Origin of the sequence: Streptomyces sp. NBC_00726 (genome assembly GCF_045161735.1) — a bacterium.
Lineage (GTDB): Bacteria > Actinomycetota > Actinomycetes > Streptomycetales > Streptomycetaceae > Streptomyces.
Window position 1 is genome coordinate 3,321,476 of the sequence record NZ_CP108983.1, and the last position, 16,828, is coordinate 3,338,303.

The 16,828-nt window shown below is 67.9% G+C and carries 15 protein-coding genes and 1 pseudogene; 6 read left to right on the forward strand and 10 right to left on the reverse strand.

Annotation, left to right across the window (positions count from 1 at the left end; translation table 11 throughout):
- Positions 1 to 42 precede the first annotated feature (42 nt).
- A complete protein-coding gene (locus OG338_RS14790) occupies positions 43 to 1,716 on the forward strand; it encodes a GAF domain-containing protein (protein ID WP_405937774.1) in 1,674 nt (557 codons plus the stop codon).
- Positions 1,717 to 1,760: 44 nt separating this feature from the next.
- Here the strand turns inward: OG338_RS14790 and OG338_RS14795 are convergent, their stop codons facing one another.
- On the reverse strand, positions 1,761 to 2,630 hold the full coding sequence (locus OG338_RS14795; RefSeq protein ID WP_405937775.1) for a Cof-type HAD-IIB family hydrolase: 870 nt from the start codon (positions 2,628 to 2,630) through the stop codon (positions 1,761 to 1,763).
- A gap of 170 nt (positions 2,631 to 2,800) precedes the next feature.
- Here OG338_RS14795 and OG338_RS14800 point away from each other — a divergent pair.
- Both OG338_RS14800 and OG338_RS14805 read left to right on the forward strand, forming a co-directional pair.
- Positions 2,801 to 3,043: pseudogene (locus OG338_RS14800) on the forward strand (LLM class flavin-dependent oxidoreductase); the annotation flags it as partial.
- Between the two features lie 374 nt (positions 3,044 to 3,417).
- Entirely contained in the window at positions 3,418 to 5,652 is a 2,235-nt protein-coding gene (locus OG338_RS14805) for a hypothetical protein (RefSeq protein ID WP_405937776.1), read from the forward strand.
- A 37-nt stretch (positions 5,653 to 5,689) separates the two neighbouring features.
- Here OG338_RS14805 and OG338_RS14810 read toward each other — a convergent pair whose 3' ends face one another.
- From OG338_RS14810 to OG338_RS14820, 3 genes are all read right to left on the reverse strand, one after another.
- A complete protein-coding gene (locus OG338_RS14810) occupies positions 5,690 to 6,592 on the reverse strand; it encodes an LLM class flavin-dependent oxidoreductase (RefSeq protein ID WP_405937777.1) in 903 nt (300 codons plus the stop codon).
- Between the two features lie 113 nt (positions 6,593 to 6,705).
- On the reverse strand, positions 6,706 to 7,083 hold the full coding sequence (locus tag OG338_RS14815) for an NUDIX domain-containing protein (protein WP_405940427.1): 378 nt from the start codon (positions 7,081 to 7,083) through the stop codon (positions 6,706 to 6,708).
- Between the two features lie 190 nt (positions 7,084 to 7,273).
- The gene (locus OG338_RS14820) at positions 7,274 to 8,191 is read right to left on the reverse strand and encodes an FkbM family methyltransferase (protein WP_405937778.1); all 918 of its coding nucleotides are present in this window, start codon (positions 8,189 to 8,191) and stop codon (positions 7,274 to 7,276) included.
- A 100-nt stretch (positions 8,192 to 8,291) separates the two neighbouring features.
- Here OG338_RS14820 and OG338_RS14825 point away from each other — a divergent pair, with 100 nt between their 5' ends.
- On the forward strand, positions 8,292 to 8,792 hold the full coding sequence (locus OG338_RS14825) for an AAA family ATPase (protein WP_405937779.1): 501 nt from the start codon (positions 8,292 to 8,294) through the stop codon (positions 8,790 to 8,792).
- Here OG338_RS14825 and OG338_RS14830 read toward each other — a convergent pair.
- Genes OG338_RS14830 through OG338_RS14845 form a run of 4 tightly spaced genes read right to left on the reverse strand, consistent with a single transcriptional unit; the run spans position 8,750 to position 12,730 of the window.
- Positions 8,750 to 9,646, reverse strand: a complete 897-nt coding sequence (locus OG338_RS14830) for a glycosyltransferase family 2 protein (protein ID WP_405937780.1) — start codon at positions 9,644 to 9,646, stop codon at positions 8,750 to 8,752. The genes OG338_RS14825 and OG338_RS14830 overlap by 43 nt on opposite strands.
- Positions 9,643 to 10,878: a hypothetical protein gene (locus OG338_RS14835; RefSeq protein ID WP_405937781.1), complete on the reverse strand. Its 1,236-nt coding sequence runs from the start codon at positions 10,876 to 10,878 to the stop codon at positions 9,643 to 9,645. Before OG338_RS14835 ends, OG338_RS14830 begins: the two co-directional genes overlap by 4 nt.
- A complete protein-coding gene (locus tag OG338_RS14840) occupies positions 10,875 to 11,579 on the reverse strand; it encodes a hypothetical protein (protein WP_405937782.1) in 705 nt (234 codons plus the stop codon). The genes OG338_RS14835 and OG338_RS14840 overlap by 4 nt, the downstream gene beginning before the upstream one ends.
- The gene (locus OG338_RS14845; RefSeq protein WP_405937783.1) at positions 11,576 to 12,730 is read right to left on the reverse strand and encodes a glycosyltransferase family 1 protein; all 1,155 of its coding nucleotides are present in this window, start codon (positions 12,728 to 12,730) and stop codon (positions 11,576 to 11,578) included. Before OG338_RS14845 ends, OG338_RS14840 begins: the two co-directional genes overlap by 4 nt.
- A 143-nt stretch (positions 12,731 to 12,873) precedes the next feature.
- Here OG338_RS14845 and OG338_RS14850 point away from each other — a divergent pair, with 143 nt between their 5' ends.
- Both OG338_RS14850 and OG338_RS14855 read left to right on the forward strand, forming a co-directional pair.
- Positions 12,874 to 13,845 carry a multiprotein-bridging factor 1 family protein gene (locus tag OG338_RS14850; protein WP_405937784.1) on the forward strand — a complete coding sequence of 324 codons (972 nt, stop codon included), beginning with the start codon at positions 12,874 to 12,876 and terminating at the stop codon, positions 13,843 to 13,845.
- A gap of 5 nt (positions 13,846 to 13,850) precedes the next feature.
- Entirely contained in the window at positions 13,851 to 14,411 is a 561-nt protein-coding gene (locus OG338_RS14855; protein WP_405940428.1) for a peptide deformylase, read from the forward strand.
- A 35-nt stretch (positions 14,412 to 14,446) separates the two neighbouring features.
- Here the strand turns inward: OG338_RS14855 and OG338_RS14860 are convergent, their stop codons facing one another.
- Both OG338_RS14860 and OG338_RS14865 read right to left on the reverse strand, forming a co-directional pair.
- Positions 14,447 to 16,159 carry a relaxase/mobilization nuclease domain-containing protein gene (locus OG338_RS14860; RefSeq protein WP_405937785.1) on the reverse strand — a complete coding sequence of 571 codons (1,713 nt, stop codon included), beginning with the start codon at positions 16,157 to 16,159 and terminating at the stop codon, positions 14,447 to 14,449.
- Positions 16,156 to 16,716 carry a MobC family plasmid mobilization relaxosome protein gene (locus tag OG338_RS14865; protein WP_405937786.1) on the reverse strand — a complete coding sequence of 187 codons (561 nt, stop codon included), beginning with the start codon at positions 16,714 to 16,716 and terminating at the stop codon, positions 16,156 to 16,158. The genes OG338_RS14860 and OG338_RS14865 overlap by 4 nt, the downstream gene beginning before the upstream one ends.
- Between the last annotated feature and the right edge of the window lie 112 nt (positions 16,717 to 16,828).

Below are 16,828 nucleotides of genomic sequence, written 5' to 3' on the forward strand. Positions count from 1 at the left end.
TTACGACTTTCCATGGCAAATGGGACTAATTAGGCTCGCGGTATGTCTGAGGAGGATCCGGGCAGGAACATGCAGGGCCTGTCCGCCGAGCTCACCGCCCAGGTGCCGCGCCTGCTGGAAGCCATGCGCTCCGTGGGGACCGGCCTCGAGCTGCATTCCACGCTCGACCGGATCTGCGAGACGGCAGCGGAGCTGGCCCACGCCCGCTACGCCGCGATCGGGGTCGTGAACGAGGAGGGCGAAGGGCTCTCCGACTTCGTCACCTATGGGGTGCCCGACCCGGTGGCGCACGAGATCGGCCGGCTGCCCGACGGGCACCAGGGTCTGCTCGGTGCCCTCATCCACGACCCTCGCCCGCTGCGCCTCGCGGACCTGACCAGCGATCCGAGGTTCGCCGGCTTTCCGCCCGGCCATCCGCTGATGCGCACGTTTCTCGGTGTTCCGATCAGGGTCCAGGGCGAGATTTTCGGCAACTTGTATCTCGCCGAGAAGGACGGCGGCGAATTCAGCGACTACGACCTGCACCTGGTACGCGTACTGGCGACGGAGGCCGGGATCGCCATCGGCAATGCGCGGCTGTACGAGGCGGCCCGGCAGCGCGAGCGGTGGATCGACGGCTCGGTCGCCGTGACGACCGCCCTGCTCTCCGGCAGCGACGCCGACGACGCCCTCACGGTCGTCGCGGAGCAGGCCCGCCGGCTCGCGGGGGCCGCCGCCGGCATCGTGCTGCTGCCGGCCGAGGGCGGCGGCCTGGAGATCGTCGCCGTCTCGGCGGACGATCCGGCCGACTCGCTCGGGGTGATCGTGCCGGCCCAGAGCCCGGTGGTGGGCATGCTGCTGAGCGGCGAGGCGGTCTTCGTGGACGACTCAGCCACCGACACCCGCCTGATCACCAGGCTGGCGGATCCGTTCGGTCCGAGCATGCTGCTGCCGCTGCGCAGTGGGGGCCGGGTGCTGGGCGCGCTGGCCATGCCCCGGGCCAGGGGCGACCGGCCCTTCACGGAGACCGAACGGACGCTGGCCACCCAGTTCGCCTCGCAGGCCGCGCTGGCCCTGATGATGGCCGACGCCCAGCGCGACCGGGAACGCCTCGCGGTCTACGAGGACCGCGACCGGATCGCCCGTGACCTGCACGATCTGGTCATCCAGCGGCTGTTCGCGACCGGGATGATGCTGGAGAGCGCGCAGCGCCGGTCGGATGTGCCGGAGGTGCAGACCGGGGTCGGCCGGGCGGTGGACGAGCTGGACGTGACCATCCAGGAGATCCGGACCGCGATCTTCGCGCTCCAGCAGGAACCGGCGGAGGCGCCGTCCGGGCTGCGCACCCGGGTCCTGCGTGAGATCAACATGGCGTCCGTGCCCCTGGGCTTCAAGCCGTCCCACCGTTTCGTCGGGGCGGTCGACTCACTGGTCGGCGAGCTGACGGCCAAGAACCTGATCGCGGCGCTGCGGGAGGCGCTGTCCAACGCCTTCCGGCACGCCGGCGCGGCCCGCATCGAGGTGGTCGTCGACGCGACCGTCACGCTGGACGACGGGCGGGAGGCCGTGCGGCTCTCGGTCGCCGACGACGGGGTGGGCATGCCGGAGGGCGGGCGCCGCAGCGGACTGCGGAATCTGGCCCGTCGGGCGGAGTCGCTGGGCGGGGCCAGCTGGTTCGAGCGGGGAATCGGCGCGGGCGGCGGCGGTACGACGGTGGTGTGGCAGGCGCCGCTGTGAGCGCTGGTGCGGGGTGCCCCGGGCCCGCCGGGCCGGGCCCCGGCTCAGCGGCGGCCCGTGAGGCTTCCCGCTCGTTCGGCGAGGATGCGCTCGATGACCACGGCCACACCGTCCTCGTTGTTGGTGACCGTACGGCCGGACGCGGCGGCCAGGGCGGCCGGGTGGGCGTTGCCCATGGCGTACGAGGCGCCGGCCCAGCTCAGCATTTCCACGTCGTTGGGCATATCGCCGAAGGCGACGACCTCGGCGGCCGCGATGCCACGCTCGGCGCAGCACAGTTCCAGGGTGCTGGCCTTGGAGACGCCCGGCCCGCTGACCTCGATGAGCGCGGTGGGGCTCGACCGGGTGAAGGTGGCCCGCTCCCCGGCGGCTGCCCGGGCCAGTGCCAGGAACTCGTCCGGGTCCAGGTCACCGTGGCGGGCGAGCAGCTTCAGCACGGGCGCGCCGTCGCCCGCGGTCTCTTCGTACAGCAGCTTCTCCGCGACCGCGACGGTGGCGCCCGGGTCGAGGTAGAAGGGCGGGTAGGCGGGCTCGTAGTGGATGCCGGTGGCCAGCTCGACGGCGAAGGACGTGCCGGGCGCGGCGGCGCGCAGTGCGTGGACGACGTCGAGCGCCGTCTCGCGCTCCAGGCCCCGGACCTTCATCAGCCGTCCGCCGGCATGCAGATCGGCGACGGCCGCGCCGTTGGCGCAGATCGCCAGACCGTGTCCGTGGACGTGGTCGCTGACGACGTCCATCCAGCGGGCGGGACGGCCGGTGACGAAGAAGACCTCGACCCCCGCTTCTTCGGCGGCCGCGAGCGCCCGGACCGTGCGGTCCGAGACGGTCTTGTCGTCGCGCAGAAGAGTGCCGTCCAGATCCGTGGCGATCAGCCGGGGAGCGACGGGCGCGGACTGCTCGATAACGGTGGTCACCCGTACATTCTCGCGCACGGAAGCGCACGTGCGTGCGGAGGGTCGCACATTTGAGAGCATGCGCCCCTGACCTCAGAACATTCCTCCGGCATATGTCCGCGTCGTCCTGGGAACCCCTCCGCGCCGCGCACGCGATGCGGTGCCTCCTCGTCCTCTCGTAGGGTCGCCCCATGCGACTGAGCACTGTGATTCTGCCGATCCACCGCTGGCACCAGGGCGGACGCGAGCGCTGGCGGCGCGCCGAGGAACTGGGCTTCCACGCCGCATACACCTACGACCATCTGTCCTGGCGGGCCTTCCGGGACGGCCCGTGGTTCGGTGCGCTGCCGACCCTCACGGCGGCCGCGGCAGCCACCGACCGGCTCCGACTCGGCACGCTCGTCACCTCAGTCAAGCCTTTTTCGCCTATCGCAGCGTGACCTGGGCCAACACGGTTCGAGGAGTCGCTTAGGGCCTCAGATGGCACCCGAACACAGCCCTTGCAGACGCTACTTCAACGCCCCACGTCGCAGGTCGAGGACCCAGGGCGCCAACCGGGCACCCCAGCCGTGCCCAGTTTCACGATCAGCACGGCAATGCAAGGTCAGTATCCACTAGGGTTGTTCGCATGACGGGTGGGGACCAGCGAGAGATTGCAGGCTCGCAGGAGACAGAGGACGAGCGGAAATCTACCAGCGTCCCGGAAGACAAAAGGAATTCCGCCCCAGCGACTCGCGCGCGATTTGAATATCAAGACGAGTGTATCGCAAACCTTGTACTTGATCACCTTTCGGGAGATCTCGATGGGGTGCTGATCGAGCACTCAACGGACCTTATCCTCATCCCCTGCGAGGGACCCCCAGAGCTCGTATCAATCAAGCACAGAGAGCCTCATCACGGTGTCGATTCAGGATGGACCTGGAGCGCCCTCAAGAAGGACGCGGTACTAAAAGATCTATACGAAGCCTGGGTTGCCTCAGAGCGACAAGTCACAGTCGCCTTTGCTAGCAATGCCGGGTTGAGTGGGCCAGCTAAAGCCCTCTGGGCCGCACATCGTGGGGTCGATGCTGCGGCACTTCAAAAAGTCGCCTCACGCCTCTCCAAAGAATTTAAGATTAGCGAGAATGAGGCCCGAGTCTTTCTGTCGATTCTGCATTTCCCGAAGAGCCCGCTACCTCGGCGAAATGAGATCACAGATGTAGGGGTGCGCAAAGTGGAGGCGTATCTCGCCGCACTGGGAAAGCGTGCGTGGTTCGCCGAATCCTGTTACAGGGCGCTTGTGGCCCGGATATGCGCAGCAAGCACGGACCTCCCTGATTCTCGTGGCAGCAGGAGCCCAATCTCTGGTGCAACCGTACGGGAGCGCGTCGCAAAGGAGGAGCAGTATCGCCTAGAAGGTCGATACATCTCGGCGGAGGAGTTGCGCTACCTGCTGGTTTCAGAGTACGAGCGCATGCAAGCAGAGGCCGCCCCTCTGACCACAAGGACGGGCACTGTCTTGATTCGCCCTCTGGGTGATCTTGATCCGGTTATCGACCTCGGCGTGCACGTCCCCATGCGGGTTGAGGGTTGGACCGAATTGCCAGCCTACGTCGCGCGTACCGCCGATCTCGATCTTGATCAAGCCCTTACAGCGGGAGGCTTTGTTCTCATTGAAGGGAACTCTGCAGCAGGAAAATCCCGCACTGGGTACGAAGGGCTCTTGCGTAACGTAAAAGACGCAGGCTGGAAAACCGTGGCGGTTCCCAGTAGCGGTGCAGTCCTTCGCGACCTTATCCTTACAGGTCATGATTTTAATAACACCGTTGTGTGGCTCGACGATATCGAACAATACGTGGGTCACGGCGGCTTGGATTCCGGGATTGTGAGGACTCTTCTCTCATATTCAAACCTCACGATCCTTGCCACCGTTCGGTCACGCGCAATGGCTGAGCTCCTCGGCGCCAGCAGGGAGGGATTGAATAACTCCGGAATCCGAAAGATCTTTTCTGGGGCGGCCAAGATCTCATTGGGCCGCAGTCTTGGTGTGGAAGAACGTGCTCACGCTGCCGATTTGCGCGAAGATCCGCGCATCGCTGCAGCCTTGGATAAGGCCGGCGAAGCCGGCTTTGCAGAATATCTGGCGGCGGGGCCAGCCGCAGTGGAACGCTGGAGAAACGGGAAGCACGGCGAAAACGAGGTGGGGGCAGCCCTCGTATCCGCCGCAGTTGACTTTCGGCGAGCCGGATACATGGCTCCGGTTCCGAAGACCTGGCTCACTGCAACCTACAGGCACTACTTGGAAACTCGCACGCATCGGCGGACTTCCGATGCAGCCATTTACGAAGGGTTTATTTGGGCCTCCGTAATGGTCGAAGGGGCGAGTTCATGCCTTGAACCGGTAGCCGATGGCGAACGTTACGAAGTGTTCGACTACCTCGTGGACTATGCCCAGTCGCAGAGGAGGGATGGAGACATGGAGGCGTTGGTCAAAGTGGATGACATTCCAGACGCCGTTTGGCATGAATTGGCTGACCGGATTAGTCTAGACGACCCTCAGTTCATGAGTTGCGTGTCCATTTCTGCCGAATCCCGACATCCTGGCCTTGCGTACGCCTTCAAGAACAGCATGCGCTCGGGTCAGATTCCCACAGGGTACTTCGCAGATCCCGAACGGCTATTCAACTTTGCTCGCTCTTGCATCGCCATCAATTTCTGCATCGCCTGTAAGTGTGCATCCCTGGGCGTGGATTTGGGAATCCTGATTCGGAATTCTCTAGAGTCCATCCTGGCCTTCCATGATTCACCGGGCGAAATTCCCGATTTGCGACAAATTACATGTCTCGAAATATTTGAGCAGTTCGCTAACGAGGGCGAGCTGGAAGCCTCGGATACAATGGTCCGCAATGTGGTCGATGAAATACCCCTGAACTCGCTGCGCAAGTTGGCGACGGTCCTGCAGCGAGAGGGGCGGGTAGATACTGCGCAGCTATGGATAAACTTTATCGACACGCGCCAGTTGACTGAAGGATTGCAACTCCCGTTGCCTGGCATGGAAAAGTAATCGGCACCGAACTGACTGCTCTTTCACTTACGGCGGATCAGCCCAGCTGGTCAAGGGCCTCCGTGGCGATCTCCTCGAAGACGGCCAGGTCCGTGGCGAAGTCGGAGTCCGCAATCGGCCAGTGGAGCACGAGCTCGGTGAAGCCGAGCTCTTGGTGGCGGCCGGCGAAGTCGACGAAGGCGTCTACGGACTCCAGCGGCCTGTTCCGGTCGGGGGTGAAGCCGTGGAGCAGGATTTTGTCGAGGTCGGCGACGTCCCGGTCGGTCTCGGCGCACGCCTTGCCGAGCCTCTCGATCTGCCCGCGCAGCGCCTCCACCGACTGCTCCGGGGTCCCCTCCTCGTACAGCTTCGGGTCACCGGTCGTCACCCACGCCTGCCCGTACCTCGCTGCGAGCTTCAGGCCGCGGGGGCCGGTTGCCGCCACTGCGAACGGCAGTCGGGGGCGTTGTACGCAGCCGGGGAGGTTGCGGGCCTCCTCGGCCGTGTAGAAATCGCCCTTCTGTGAGACGGCGCCCTCGGTGAGCAGGCGGTCGAGCAGTGGCACGAACTCGCCGAACCGGTCCGCCCGCTCCTTGGGCGTCCACGGATCCTGGCCGAGTGCGGTGGCGTCGAAGCCGTTGCCGCCAGCGCCGATGCCGAGGGTGACGCGTCCGCCGGAGATGTCGTCGAGCGAGATCAGTTCCTTGGCGAGCGTCACTGGGTGCCTGAAGTTTGGCGACGTAACCAAGGTGCCCAGGCGCAAGCGGTCCGTAGCCGTGGCGGCTGCGGTGAGGGTGGGCAGCGCGCCGAACCACGGGCCGTCGCGGAAGCTGCGCCAGGAGAGGTGGTCGTAGGTGTACGCGGCGTGGAAGCCGAGTTCCTCGGCGCGCTGCCACTTGGCGCGGCCACCCTCGTGCCAGCGGTCGACAGGAAGGATCACGGTGCTCAGGCGCAGGCTCATGCCGGTGAGCCTACGTCGAGCGCGTCCTGGTCTCGGCTCGACGTAGGCGAGTCCCCACTGTTCAGGCCCCGGGTGCCGTGTGGCCGCCGGGCAGCCCAGAACAGCGAGAAGATTCACCTCGTGACGGTGGCCGGCCATCCGTAGCGGGAGAAGGACGGGCCACCATCCCTGTACGCAGCCAGGGCTCGTGCGGCCGTCGGGAACGCGGGCTCAGGAAGGCGTTCTGCCGCAAGCCACTGGACTGCGAGGTGTTTGTCCGGTTCGGCGTTGGTCAGTTCACCGGTCCATGTGTCGGTGGCGAAGGCGAAGAGCACGAACTGCCCAGACCGGTCCCAGCCCTGCTCGACGTGAACGACGTGGACGAGTGAGAGGTTGGCCGGGTCGACGAGAAGGCCCGTCTCCTCCTTGAGTTCGCGGGCGGCGGCCTCGTCGAGGGGTTCACCGGGTTCGGCCTTGCCGCCGGAAGGGTCCAGACCGGTTTCGGGGACCAGCTACGGGCCCCGTAGAGCAGGGATGCGACCGTGTCGGTGTTCTTGTCGTGGACGATCACGCAGACCGCATTGCGACTGTTCATCACATTCTTGCTGCTCACCGTGTCCGCTCCTTGTCGACGTGCTTCGGATTCTTCGGGGTCGTGCAGGCATCAGGGGGTGCCGGCTCCCTCTGGGAGCGAGGGCGCCTTCAACGCCTAGACGCGAGGTGGTCCGCATCGGTGCGCGAGAACACCAGGTCGGTCATCTCCTTGGGGACCGTGGTGCATCGAACGGGCGGCTGCGGGTGGCGCATGGTCCTGGGATAGGTGGCCGGTTCATAGTCGTTGGCGAGTTTGTACGCGTGGAAGCCGTTCTCGCTCAGGATGTCGATGATCCCGGTGGCGCTCTCGCCCTGCTTGGCCAAGAGCCGAGGGGTGACCTCCACGACAAGTTCCGCGTCGTCCGGCAAGTGCGCGAGCGCCGGTAGGAGTCCGCGAAGGGCTGCTGCTTCGGCGCCTTCGACATCGATCTTGATGACCCGAGTGGTAGCGAACTGGGCGCTGCTGATGAGGCCGGCCAGGGGTGCGGTCTGTACGTCGAAGGCCATGTGGGCGTGGCGGGGCCGCACGGCGGTGGTGTGGCCGAGGTTGGTGGGGTCCTCCAGGTACAGGGTCTGCCTGCCGTGAGTGTCGGAGACTGCCGATCGGATCGACTGGATGTTGGTGCGGCGGTTGGCAGTGATCGCGGCGGTCAGGTCGTCGTGGAACCGCGGGGATGGCTCTACGGCGATGACGTGGCCGTGGGGGCCGACTACGTGGGAGGCGAGGAGGCTGAAAGCGCCTCGGTGGGCTCCGACGTCGATGAAGGTGTCTCCAGGGCGAAGCCGGTCACGAAGGAAGGCGCTCAAGTTGGGCTCCCACTCGCCGAACAGGTACTGGTAGCGCTGGATGACGTCGCTGGTGGTCACGCCGATCTTGTCGCCGGACCGCAGCCCTACGGTGGCGTGGACGGGGTGGGTTCGCAGGTGCTCGTCGAGGAAGCGACCGACGAGCCGGGCCTTGCCCAACGTTCCGGGGGCGTAGCGGACATAGGCCCGCAGCACGCGGGCGAGTGCGGAGGCGGACACGGGCGGTTCCTTCGGGTGGTGGTCAGGCGGAACTGGGCTCTGGGCCGGCCGACGGTGACAGACTGGCCAGGGGACGTTGGTGGTGTGAAGGGAGTTGGCGGTGGCCGAGCGCACTCCGGTGGTGTTCCTGCTGGTGGGGCTCACCGGCTCGGGGAAGACCACCTATGCCCAGCGGAGGTTGGAACCGGAGGGCGCTGTGCGGCTGTCGGTGGACGAGGTCGTCCATGAACGGCACGGTCGGTACGGCGTCGACTACCCGGAGAACACCTACTTCGAGAAGGAGGCTCCGGTCGTCGCCGAGCTGCACGAGCGGCTCGCCGAGTTGGTTGCCGAGGGCCGGGACGTGGTGTGGGACCACGGGTTGTGGCCGCGTAAGGACCGCGATGCGATGAAGGAGCTAGTAGAGGCGGCCGGCGGCCGGTGGCGGCTGCTGTACTTCCCGGTGGAGCGCCAGGAGCTGCTGCGCAGGCTGGCGGAGCGCAATGAGCGGGAAGACGCCAACGCGCTGGTCGTGACTCCGGAGGCGCTGGACGACTTCTTTGCCCGCTTCGAGGAGCCTCAGGACGAGGGCGAGGAGACTGTCGAGCCGGGCTGGCTCTGAGCCGTGTGCGGGCGCCAGATGGCTGTGATCTTGGCGGCTTCGGTGGCCCAGCCGCTCGGCAGCCGATCAAGCGTGACGTGCCGGAAGGCCAGACGCGGGTCGGCGACATCGATTCGGCCATTGTGGCGGTCGATGTGCTGCAACAGGCGGGACGCCTCGCTGCGGACAGCCGGGGTGTGTTCAGCCCAATCGCCGGACGTGAACCGGTCGACCCTTCGGCGCAGGTCGTCCAGGATGCCCGAGCGCCACTTGAAGTGGTGCACGCATGCGAGCGTGTTCAGGTCGGGCTTGTGGCCCGGTGCCCGGTGGTTGCCGGACGCAACGGCCACCGAGGAGTGGGCGAGGACGATCTTGCGGGGATCGCCCTTGAGCAGTCGGTGGGTGAGGTGCCCGCCGAGTGGGAAGGACCGGTCCAGTCCGATTTCCGGGCGCCACAGCGCCAAGCGGCCGTCGTTCGTGGCGCGGTCGAGCATCAGCCCACCGATCACCTTGTGCTTGGCGGCCTCGGCCCAGGCGATCATCTCGTTGAGCGGGGCGGGGTAGGTCTGGAACTCGTCGGAGTCGGCGATCAGGTGCCAGCCGGGGCCTGCCTGCTCGCGCAGGAAGTCGCGGAGCCGGGTGTTGGTGTGCTCGTGCCAGGGGCCGGTGCTGATCCGGGCAGGGACAATGCCGAGGTCGTGGCTGGCTGCGACGAGCTGGTGCCGCCAGGCGTCGTGGATGTGGTCGGGGAAGTGGAAAGCGAGGTGGAACCGCTCGACGCCGAGCCGGCGGTAGTGGGCGGTCCAGGCGGCCAGCAGGGCCGGTTCGACCGGGCCGACCACCGCGACCAGGGTGGGAGAGACGGGTGTTTTCATCGGCATTCCTTGATCAGGCGGGTGTAGGTGTCGGTGAGGAAGGCGGCCTGGTCGGCCGCCGAGTTCATGTCCAGAGCCCCGCACGCTGACGGACCCGGGCGGGCGGGAATGTCTGCCGCGAGCTGGTCCAGCGCCTTGGCGAGGGTGTTCGCATCACCGGAGGGAAAGAGCCTGGTCCACGGCTCCCCGGCGAGGCGGGCGGTCAGCTCGGGGTCGTGCGCGGAGACGATCAGCGGTACGCCGAGGCGGACGGCGTCCATGACCAGCCCGGATTCCTTGCCCACGCCGGACTTCCGGGCGACGAGAGCCGCGTCAGCTGCCGCGTACACGAGCCGCAGCACCTGATCACCGACCGGGCCAGGCACGGTGTGCAGGTGGACGTTGGGTAGTTGGTGCCAGCGTGTGAGGACGGCGTCGTCCAGTGGCGTGCCGCACACCAGGACGTGAAGCGGGGCGGTGAGGCGGGCGAGGGCGGCATCGATGGTGGGGATGTCCTTGTAGGGCCACCAGCCGCCGATCACACATACCGCCGTTGCGTCGGCGGGGATCGTGAAGGCGCTACGAGCCCCGCTGCGTTCGGCGTCGGTCAGCGGGCATCCGTCATCAACCGCGAACGCCCTCACCACGCCGGGAAGGTGAGGGAAGCGCGGTCCGACCTGTTCACGGACGGCGGCGGTCGGGTACAGCGCGATCACCTGTTTCTCGCCTTTGCGGGCGAGCCGGCCCAGCCACCGGATGGGACGATCTTCGGTGGTGATCGCCTCGTGGACGAACCGCAGATGCGGGGCCCCGCCGAGCAGTGCGGTGGCACCGTGCAGGGCCTCGCTCGCGCTGAGGATCACCACGGACGAGGATCGCGGGGCGAGACGGCGTGCGGTACGAAGACAGGCGGCCTCGGTCAGGCACCTGGCGAGAAGGGTGACCTGGTGCGGGGACCTGCGGATCGTCTGCGGCCAGCTCCGGGTGGCGAATACCCGCTGACCGGCGGCAGCGACGCGGGCTGCCGCCCGTGCGACGGCCATAAGGATCCTCGCTGCCGGCCCGGCCGGACCGGCAGCGACTCGGACGCCCGACCGAACCAGCGGGGCCAGGTCCTCGCTCAGGCCGCCGGGGGCGATGACGAGGCTGCCCGGCCGTTCGGGGGCGAGCGCCGCCAGCGTGCGCTGGTGATGTCCGCCGCCCCGGTGGGCGTACGGCTCGATCAGCACCAGCGGCCCGGGAGCGGTGCTCATCCGGTGACCGCCTGTTCGCCGTACAGCGTGGTGAAGTGCTGGTGCAGCCAGGGCGGGTCGTTGAGAGCCTCGAAGCGCTCAGTATCTCGGGCAGCGGCCTTGGCGAAGCCGAGTCCGTCACGGGCGCCGGCCGCCGCATAGACGGCGAATTCGCCGTCGCGGCTGGCCGTCCAGGCAGCAACGCGTTCCTGGGCGGAGGCGTCAGTCATGCCGTACTCGCTGCCGCGCGCCAGCATCGCGCACTCTCGGAAGCCTGCCTTCCACGCGTGGAAGGGGCTCTGATTGAACCGCGTGACCCCGGCGGTCCGGCGGCAGAACTCGACCCGGCCGGGCAGTGCGGCCAGCACGTCGACGGCCTGGCCCATCTCCCTCAGCGCCGCGCGTCGGATCAGCTTGAGCCCGCCGTAGCCGTAGGTCAGACCGTTGACCGGGTTGACCGCCTGCCAGACCCGCATCGCCACACCGTCGGCCAGAGGCTGGACCGCTGCGGTGGGGAACTCGGGGTCGATGGCGAAGTCACCATCCGCGAGGAAGAACTGTTCGGTGTCTACCAGCTCGGCGGTGAGTCGGTAGGCGCGTCGCATCCCGCGCACTCCGTGCAGGCGCTTGACGGTGCCGCCCAGCACCCGGGTGAGGCGGGTGTGCAGAGAGCCGGCCAGTGGCTCGTCGTACGAGAGCTGCACTGCCTCGAATCCGGTCACTTGATGGCCTCCAGGTAACGGGCTGCCACCACGGCGGGCGTGAGGTCGGCGGTGGAGGCATGCGCGCGCTTGGCGTGCACCAGGTAGAACTCGGCATCCGTGGCGAGCCGCTCGGCGATCTGGACTGCCTGCTCGTCGGTTTCGAACAGCAGCTCGTTGTCGATGTGCTCGGCCAGCCAGCCGGTGCGTGGGCCGATCACCGGCAGGCCCATCGCCTGGCAGTCGATCACCGACATGGACCAGGGGCAGCCCGGGCGGAAGGGGGCGATGCCGAAGTGGGCGCCGGCCAGCAGGTTGCGGTAACGGATGCGGTCGCCGCGGTCGGAGGCGATGGTGACGCCGTCCGTGGTCGCCAGCTCCTCCAGGTGCCGTTCGGGGCTGGGGTCGAGGCGGATGCGCTCGGGGCTGCGGGTGCCGAACAGGTCCATCACGGTGAGCCGCACCGGGGAGTCGGCGACGAGGCGGCGGGCGAGCTGAGTGAAGCGGGCGGTGCCGTAATGCCTGTACAGGCGGTGGTTGTAGATGCCGGTGGCCCTGCCTGCGGGCGGGGTGATGTCGGCCGGATCGCGCACCAGTCGCACGTCCCTGGGGGCGGGGACGACGTGCAGCTTGTCGCCGAGTTCGACGCCGGTACGGGCGGCTGCTGCGGCGGTCCAGGAGGCTGCGGTGGAGGAGTGGACGAGGACGCGGTCGCAGGCCCCGAGGCCGGCGGCGAAGGCCAGCAGCACGCTGCGGCCCAGGCCCCGGTCGTTCATCGCGGGGTCCAGCTCCAGGACGCCGGTGTCGGTGAAGGAGAAGGGCAGGTAGTGGCAGTAGCCCGCGATCAGCGCGTCCACCCCTGCTTCCAGGAGCGCGGCCCGGATCGCGGGAGCGGCCTCGATCTGATTGGCCACCACGACCTCGGGTCGCCGGTCGCGGATCAGGGCGACCAAGGCGTCCATGCCGGGATCGAAGCGGGCCCGGTACTTGGTGGACGGCGAGGCGGTGAGCGCGAAGTGCACGCGGGCGTCGCCGACCGGGACGGGCGAGGCCACGGTCACCTCTGCCCCGGCGTCGGTCAGGGCCGGGGCGAGCATGTCGGCGAAGGTGTAGCCGGAATCAGCGGACAGCTGACTGGCGTTGGAGACGTTGAGCAGATACAGCACGCGCATCGCTGAGACCCTCCTCGTTGGGGCCCGGGGGTCGACCTGGGCCGGTAGAGGAAGCAAACTGGCGGACGGGGCCGTGACAGAATGGTGAATCGAGATCACTCACGGTTCATTCATCTCATCCGATGGCCGGGGCGGGGGCTTTGATGGATGCGCGGAACGATGCCTTGACGGTTGAGCAAACCGCCGAGGCGTTCGCGGCGGAGGTCGCCTACTGGCGTGAGGTGCGGGGCCTGGCCAAGCGGGAGTTGGCCAGAAGGATGGGCTTCGACCCGTCTTACGTAAGCCACGTCGAGTCGGGCCGGCACAAGCCGACGGGGGACTTCGCCCGTCGTGCGGAGGAGGCCCTGAACGCCGGCAAGGCCATCTGGAAGCGCTGGCTGGACTACGAGACGGCCAAGGCTCCCGTGGCACCGGCGACGGCTGTCCCCGTCCCCCGCCGGACCGAGCAGCCATACGCGACCGGCTCGGCGATCGTCGTCGAGCACGACGCGGCCCGCCTCGACTACGACGGGCGCCTCTACAGGCTCACGATGCGCCGGCTGCTGCGGAACACCGGAAGCGAGCCGATCACCCGCTACCTGATCCGCATCAGCGTCGACCGCTACCCCGGCGAGCCTGAACAGTCCAACGCCCACTATCGCGAGCATCCGCTGACCTGGGACGAGCTCTCGCTGACCGCGACCTGTCGAGGGGAGGCGATGCGCTGGCAGGCCAAGCACGATCGTGACGCCTTCAAAGAGGTGTGGCTGCTGTTCGAGAACAAGCAGGGTCGCTTCCCTCTCTACCCGGGTGAATCGGTGTGGATCGAGTACGCCTACTCGGTGGGCGAGGAGAAGTGGGGCCGTTGGTTCCAGCGCGCCGTCCGCCTGCCTACCGAGCATTTGGTGGTTGAACTCGCCTTTCCTGCTGAACTCGACCCTGCTGTGTGGGGCACCGAGACGTCCATGACCGCCGAAGCGGCGCCGCTGCGAACGGCGCCGGTCCAGCGCGAGGAGGGAGGAGCGCGCGTCTTCGCGTGGAGCACTTCCGCACCCGCGCTCCACGCCCGATACCGTTTGGAGTGGCGGTTCCGGGCCAGTCCCGAACATGAAGCGGATAACGGGGAGTTCAGGTGATCCAGATGCGACCCAGTGACCAGATGCGGGACCTCGGCGTCGTGCAGCGCGGGGCCCCCGTTCTTGCTGAGCGGGCGCGCGTCTTCGACTTGCCGACTGAGCGCGAGGCGGCCGAGCAGGCCATCGAGCGGCTGTTCGCTTCGATGGAGCGGATCGGGCAAGTTCACCCCTTCGCCAAGGGCATGGGCATCGCGGCACCCCAGATCGGCATCGGCTGCGCCGCCGCCGTTGTCCAGCCCCACGCCCCCGAGGCTCCGGCGATTGTCCTGCTGAATCCCCGAATCACCGACCGTTCCAGCGAGGAAGATGAGCAGTACGAGGGCTGTCTGTCGTTCTTCGACGTTCGCGGCATGGTCCCTCGGCCGCTGTGGATCACCGTGGAGACCACCACGCTGGAGGGCCGTCTGGTGACCACCACTTACGAACGAGGGCTCGCCCGGTTGGTCCACCACGAGATCGACCACCTCGACGGCCTGCTCTACACCGCACAGATGCGGACGGGCGTCGCTCCCATCCCTGTGGAGGAGTACCGCCAGACCGGCCAGGCGTGGGCCTACGAGCAGTAGCAGCCGAGGCAGGGCCAGACCTTCCTTTCCAGCTGTCAGCGCTGCTGGCGGCGTTGATCGGTGAGGGGCGCAAATGCCCTGGTGGGCCTTGGCGCTTGGGGCTGGTGTGTGCTGTGCGTGGAAACGAGCGTCGAGCGGAGGCGGGCGGCTTCGGCGCGGAGGTTGCGTGCGGGGTTGCGGCTGGTGTGCTGGATGCGCGTGATCAGGACGCGGGCGGGCTGGCGAGCGGTACCTAGTTCGCGCTGGGCGGCGGCTTCCTTGAGGAGCTGGTGGGGTTTGTGGCCGCCTGCTTCGGCGTCGGCGAGGACGGTGGCGAGGGCCGGCCAGGCGGGGTCGGTGAGGATGCGGTCGGCGTGGTCGGGCACGGCCGCTCGGACGTCATGGGCCAGGGTTCGGCGGGCCTGGTCGCCCGGCCGGCGAGCGGCGAGGTTGTCGATGACCGGGACGAGCGCATGGTCGGCGGCTGTCTGGAGGTTGTGGAGGGTCTGGCGGGCTGCTTCGGCCTGGTGGGCGTGGTTCTTCGCCTCGTGCCAGCGGGCGGCGATGATCGTGGCCCAGACGAGAGCGGCGAGCAGGGCGGCGAAGGCACTGCCGTCGGGGCCGGTTCCGGTGTGGGCGATGTCGCGGGCCGCACGACGCAGGGTATGGGCGGCCTGGTTCTCAGCGCAGATCTGGGAGCGCTGGGCGCGGGCGAATGTCCTCGCTGCGGTTCGCAGTTCTGCTCGGGAGTAATCAGGGGCTTTCTGTGCGGTGGCCTCAATGAGTTCGCCGAGCGCCGCGATGTGGGCCTGGGCGTGGGTGTCGTCGGTCATGCCCTGGTGGAGGGTGTCGAGGGCGTCAGTGGCCTGGTGCCAGGGGGTGGTGGGGCGCTGTCGGCGTGCGGTGGGGTGTTCTTCAGGTGCGGTGGTTTCGAGGCGGGCCTTGAGCTTGGGGAGGGTGAGGTCGGGGGCGATCTTTCCGCCGGGGTGGAAGATCTGTTTCCCGTCCTTGTTGAGGTCGCCGGGGCGGCCGGCGGCGTAGCCGAGGAGGTCTCCGGACGGTCCGCGGCGGGGTTTGATGGCGATGCCGTCGGCTTCGAGGTAGGCGAGGAGTTCTTCCGTGTTGCTGGCGTGGGGGATGGCGGCGCGGATGCGGTCCTGGAGCCAGTCGGCGCTGGTCTGTTCCCAGCCGAGACGTTGGGCCTTGTGCATCTCGGCTTGGGTGGGGCGGCGTCCGGCGGTGCGGTCGCTCTTCTTCAGTTGGCGCAGGCCGTAGTCGGTCTCGATCTGGCGGCAGGCGTCGCCGACGCGGATGCCGCTGCCGTGGAGTTTGGGACGGCGGCCGTCTTCGCGGACGGTGGTGGCGAGGATGTGGATGTGGTCGTCCGCGTGGCGTACGGCGATCCACCGGCAGCTGAGGTCGTCGCCCGGCGGGGCGATGCCGGCGGCTTCGACGATGCGCTGGGCGATGTCGGCCCACTCGGCATCGGAGAGGTGCCGGTCCTCGGGGGCCGCGCGGACGGGGCAGTGCCAGACGTGGTCGGTGATCTTCTTCCCGAACTCGCTGTTCCGGAGATGCACCGGCTCGTCCAGGTGGTGGGCGAGCTGGGTGAGGGTGGCGTCCGGGTTCCGGCCGGGGTCGGGCATACCGAGCATCGCGAAGCCCGTGACGATGTGCGGGTCGAGGTGCTCGTCGTGGCGGCCGGGGCCGTAGAGGTAGGCGAGCAGGCCACGGGTGTTGGTACCGGCCGGTTTGATGGCGGCTATCACGCGGCCTGCTCCTTCTCCGCCTCGGCGGGGGCACGCAGGGCCTGGGCGAGCAGGTCCAGCAGGTGGTGCAGCTCGTCGAGGCGGTGACGTACGTCGGGTGGGGTGAGGTCGCTGTTGAGTGCGCGGGCGATCTGGTTGACGTTGACGCCGATCCGGTTGAGTTCGCGCAGTACCTGGGCGCGGAACATGTGGGTGCGGCGACGGTCCTCGGACAGCGGCAGGTTCGCTGTGAACCGGCCGGTGATGAAGGCGAGGGCGATGTCCGCGGTGAAGCCGGATTCCCCTTTGTAGCCGTGCTCGGCTGCGGCCTCTTGGAGCGCGGCGTGCTCGTCTCCAGTGAAGCGCAGCGGGCCGACACGGACGGTCCGCTTGGTGCCGGTGAAGCGGCGGATCGTTGGTTGCACGCTCTGCGGTGCTCGTTCGCCGGCTGTCGGATCGGTGGCGGGTGCGGGGTTAAGGATCTGCTGCTGGACGGCGTGGAGCTCGTCCTGGTCAGAGCCGCCCTCGGCCCCGACCTCCCGGCCCAGCGCCCCCTGGCGCTGGGCCGACTCCGCCACCCCTGGGGCGGAGATCCCCGAAGACCGGCCTTGAGTCGGACTCGGGGTACTACTGGCTCCGCCCGGGGCAGCCCGTCCGAACGCCCGACGCAAACGGTCCAAGATCCTGGAG

Coding starts and splice junctions, on each gene's coding strand:
- OG338_RS14790 (WP_405937774.1), top strand. CDS start 43: ATGTCTGAGGAGGATCCGGGCAGGAACATGCAGGGCCTGTCCGCCGAG.
- OG338_RS14810 (WP_405937777.1), bottom strand. CDS start 6,592: ATGAGCCTGCGCCTGAGCACCGTGATCCTTCCTGTCGACCGCTGGCAC.
- OG338_RS14830 (WP_405937780.1), bottom strand. CDS start 9,646: ATGAAAACACCCGTCTCTCCCACCCTGGTCGCGGTGGTCGGCCCGGTC.
- OG338_RS14835 (WP_405937781.1), bottom strand. CDS start 10,878: ATGAGCACCGCTCCCGGGCCGCTGGTGCTGATCGAGCCGTACGCCCAC.
- OG338_RS14845 (WP_405937783.1), bottom strand. CDS start 12,730: ATGCGCGTGCTGTATCTGCTCAACGTCTCCAACGCCAGTCAGCTGTCC.
- OG338_RS14850 (WP_405937784.1), top strand. CDS start 12,874: ATGGATGCGCGGAACGATGCCTTGACGGTTGAGCAAACCGCCGAGGCG.
- OG338_RS14855 (WP_405940428.1), top strand. CDS start 13,851: ATGCGACCCAGTGACCAGATGCGGGACCTCGGCGTCGTGCAGCGCGGG.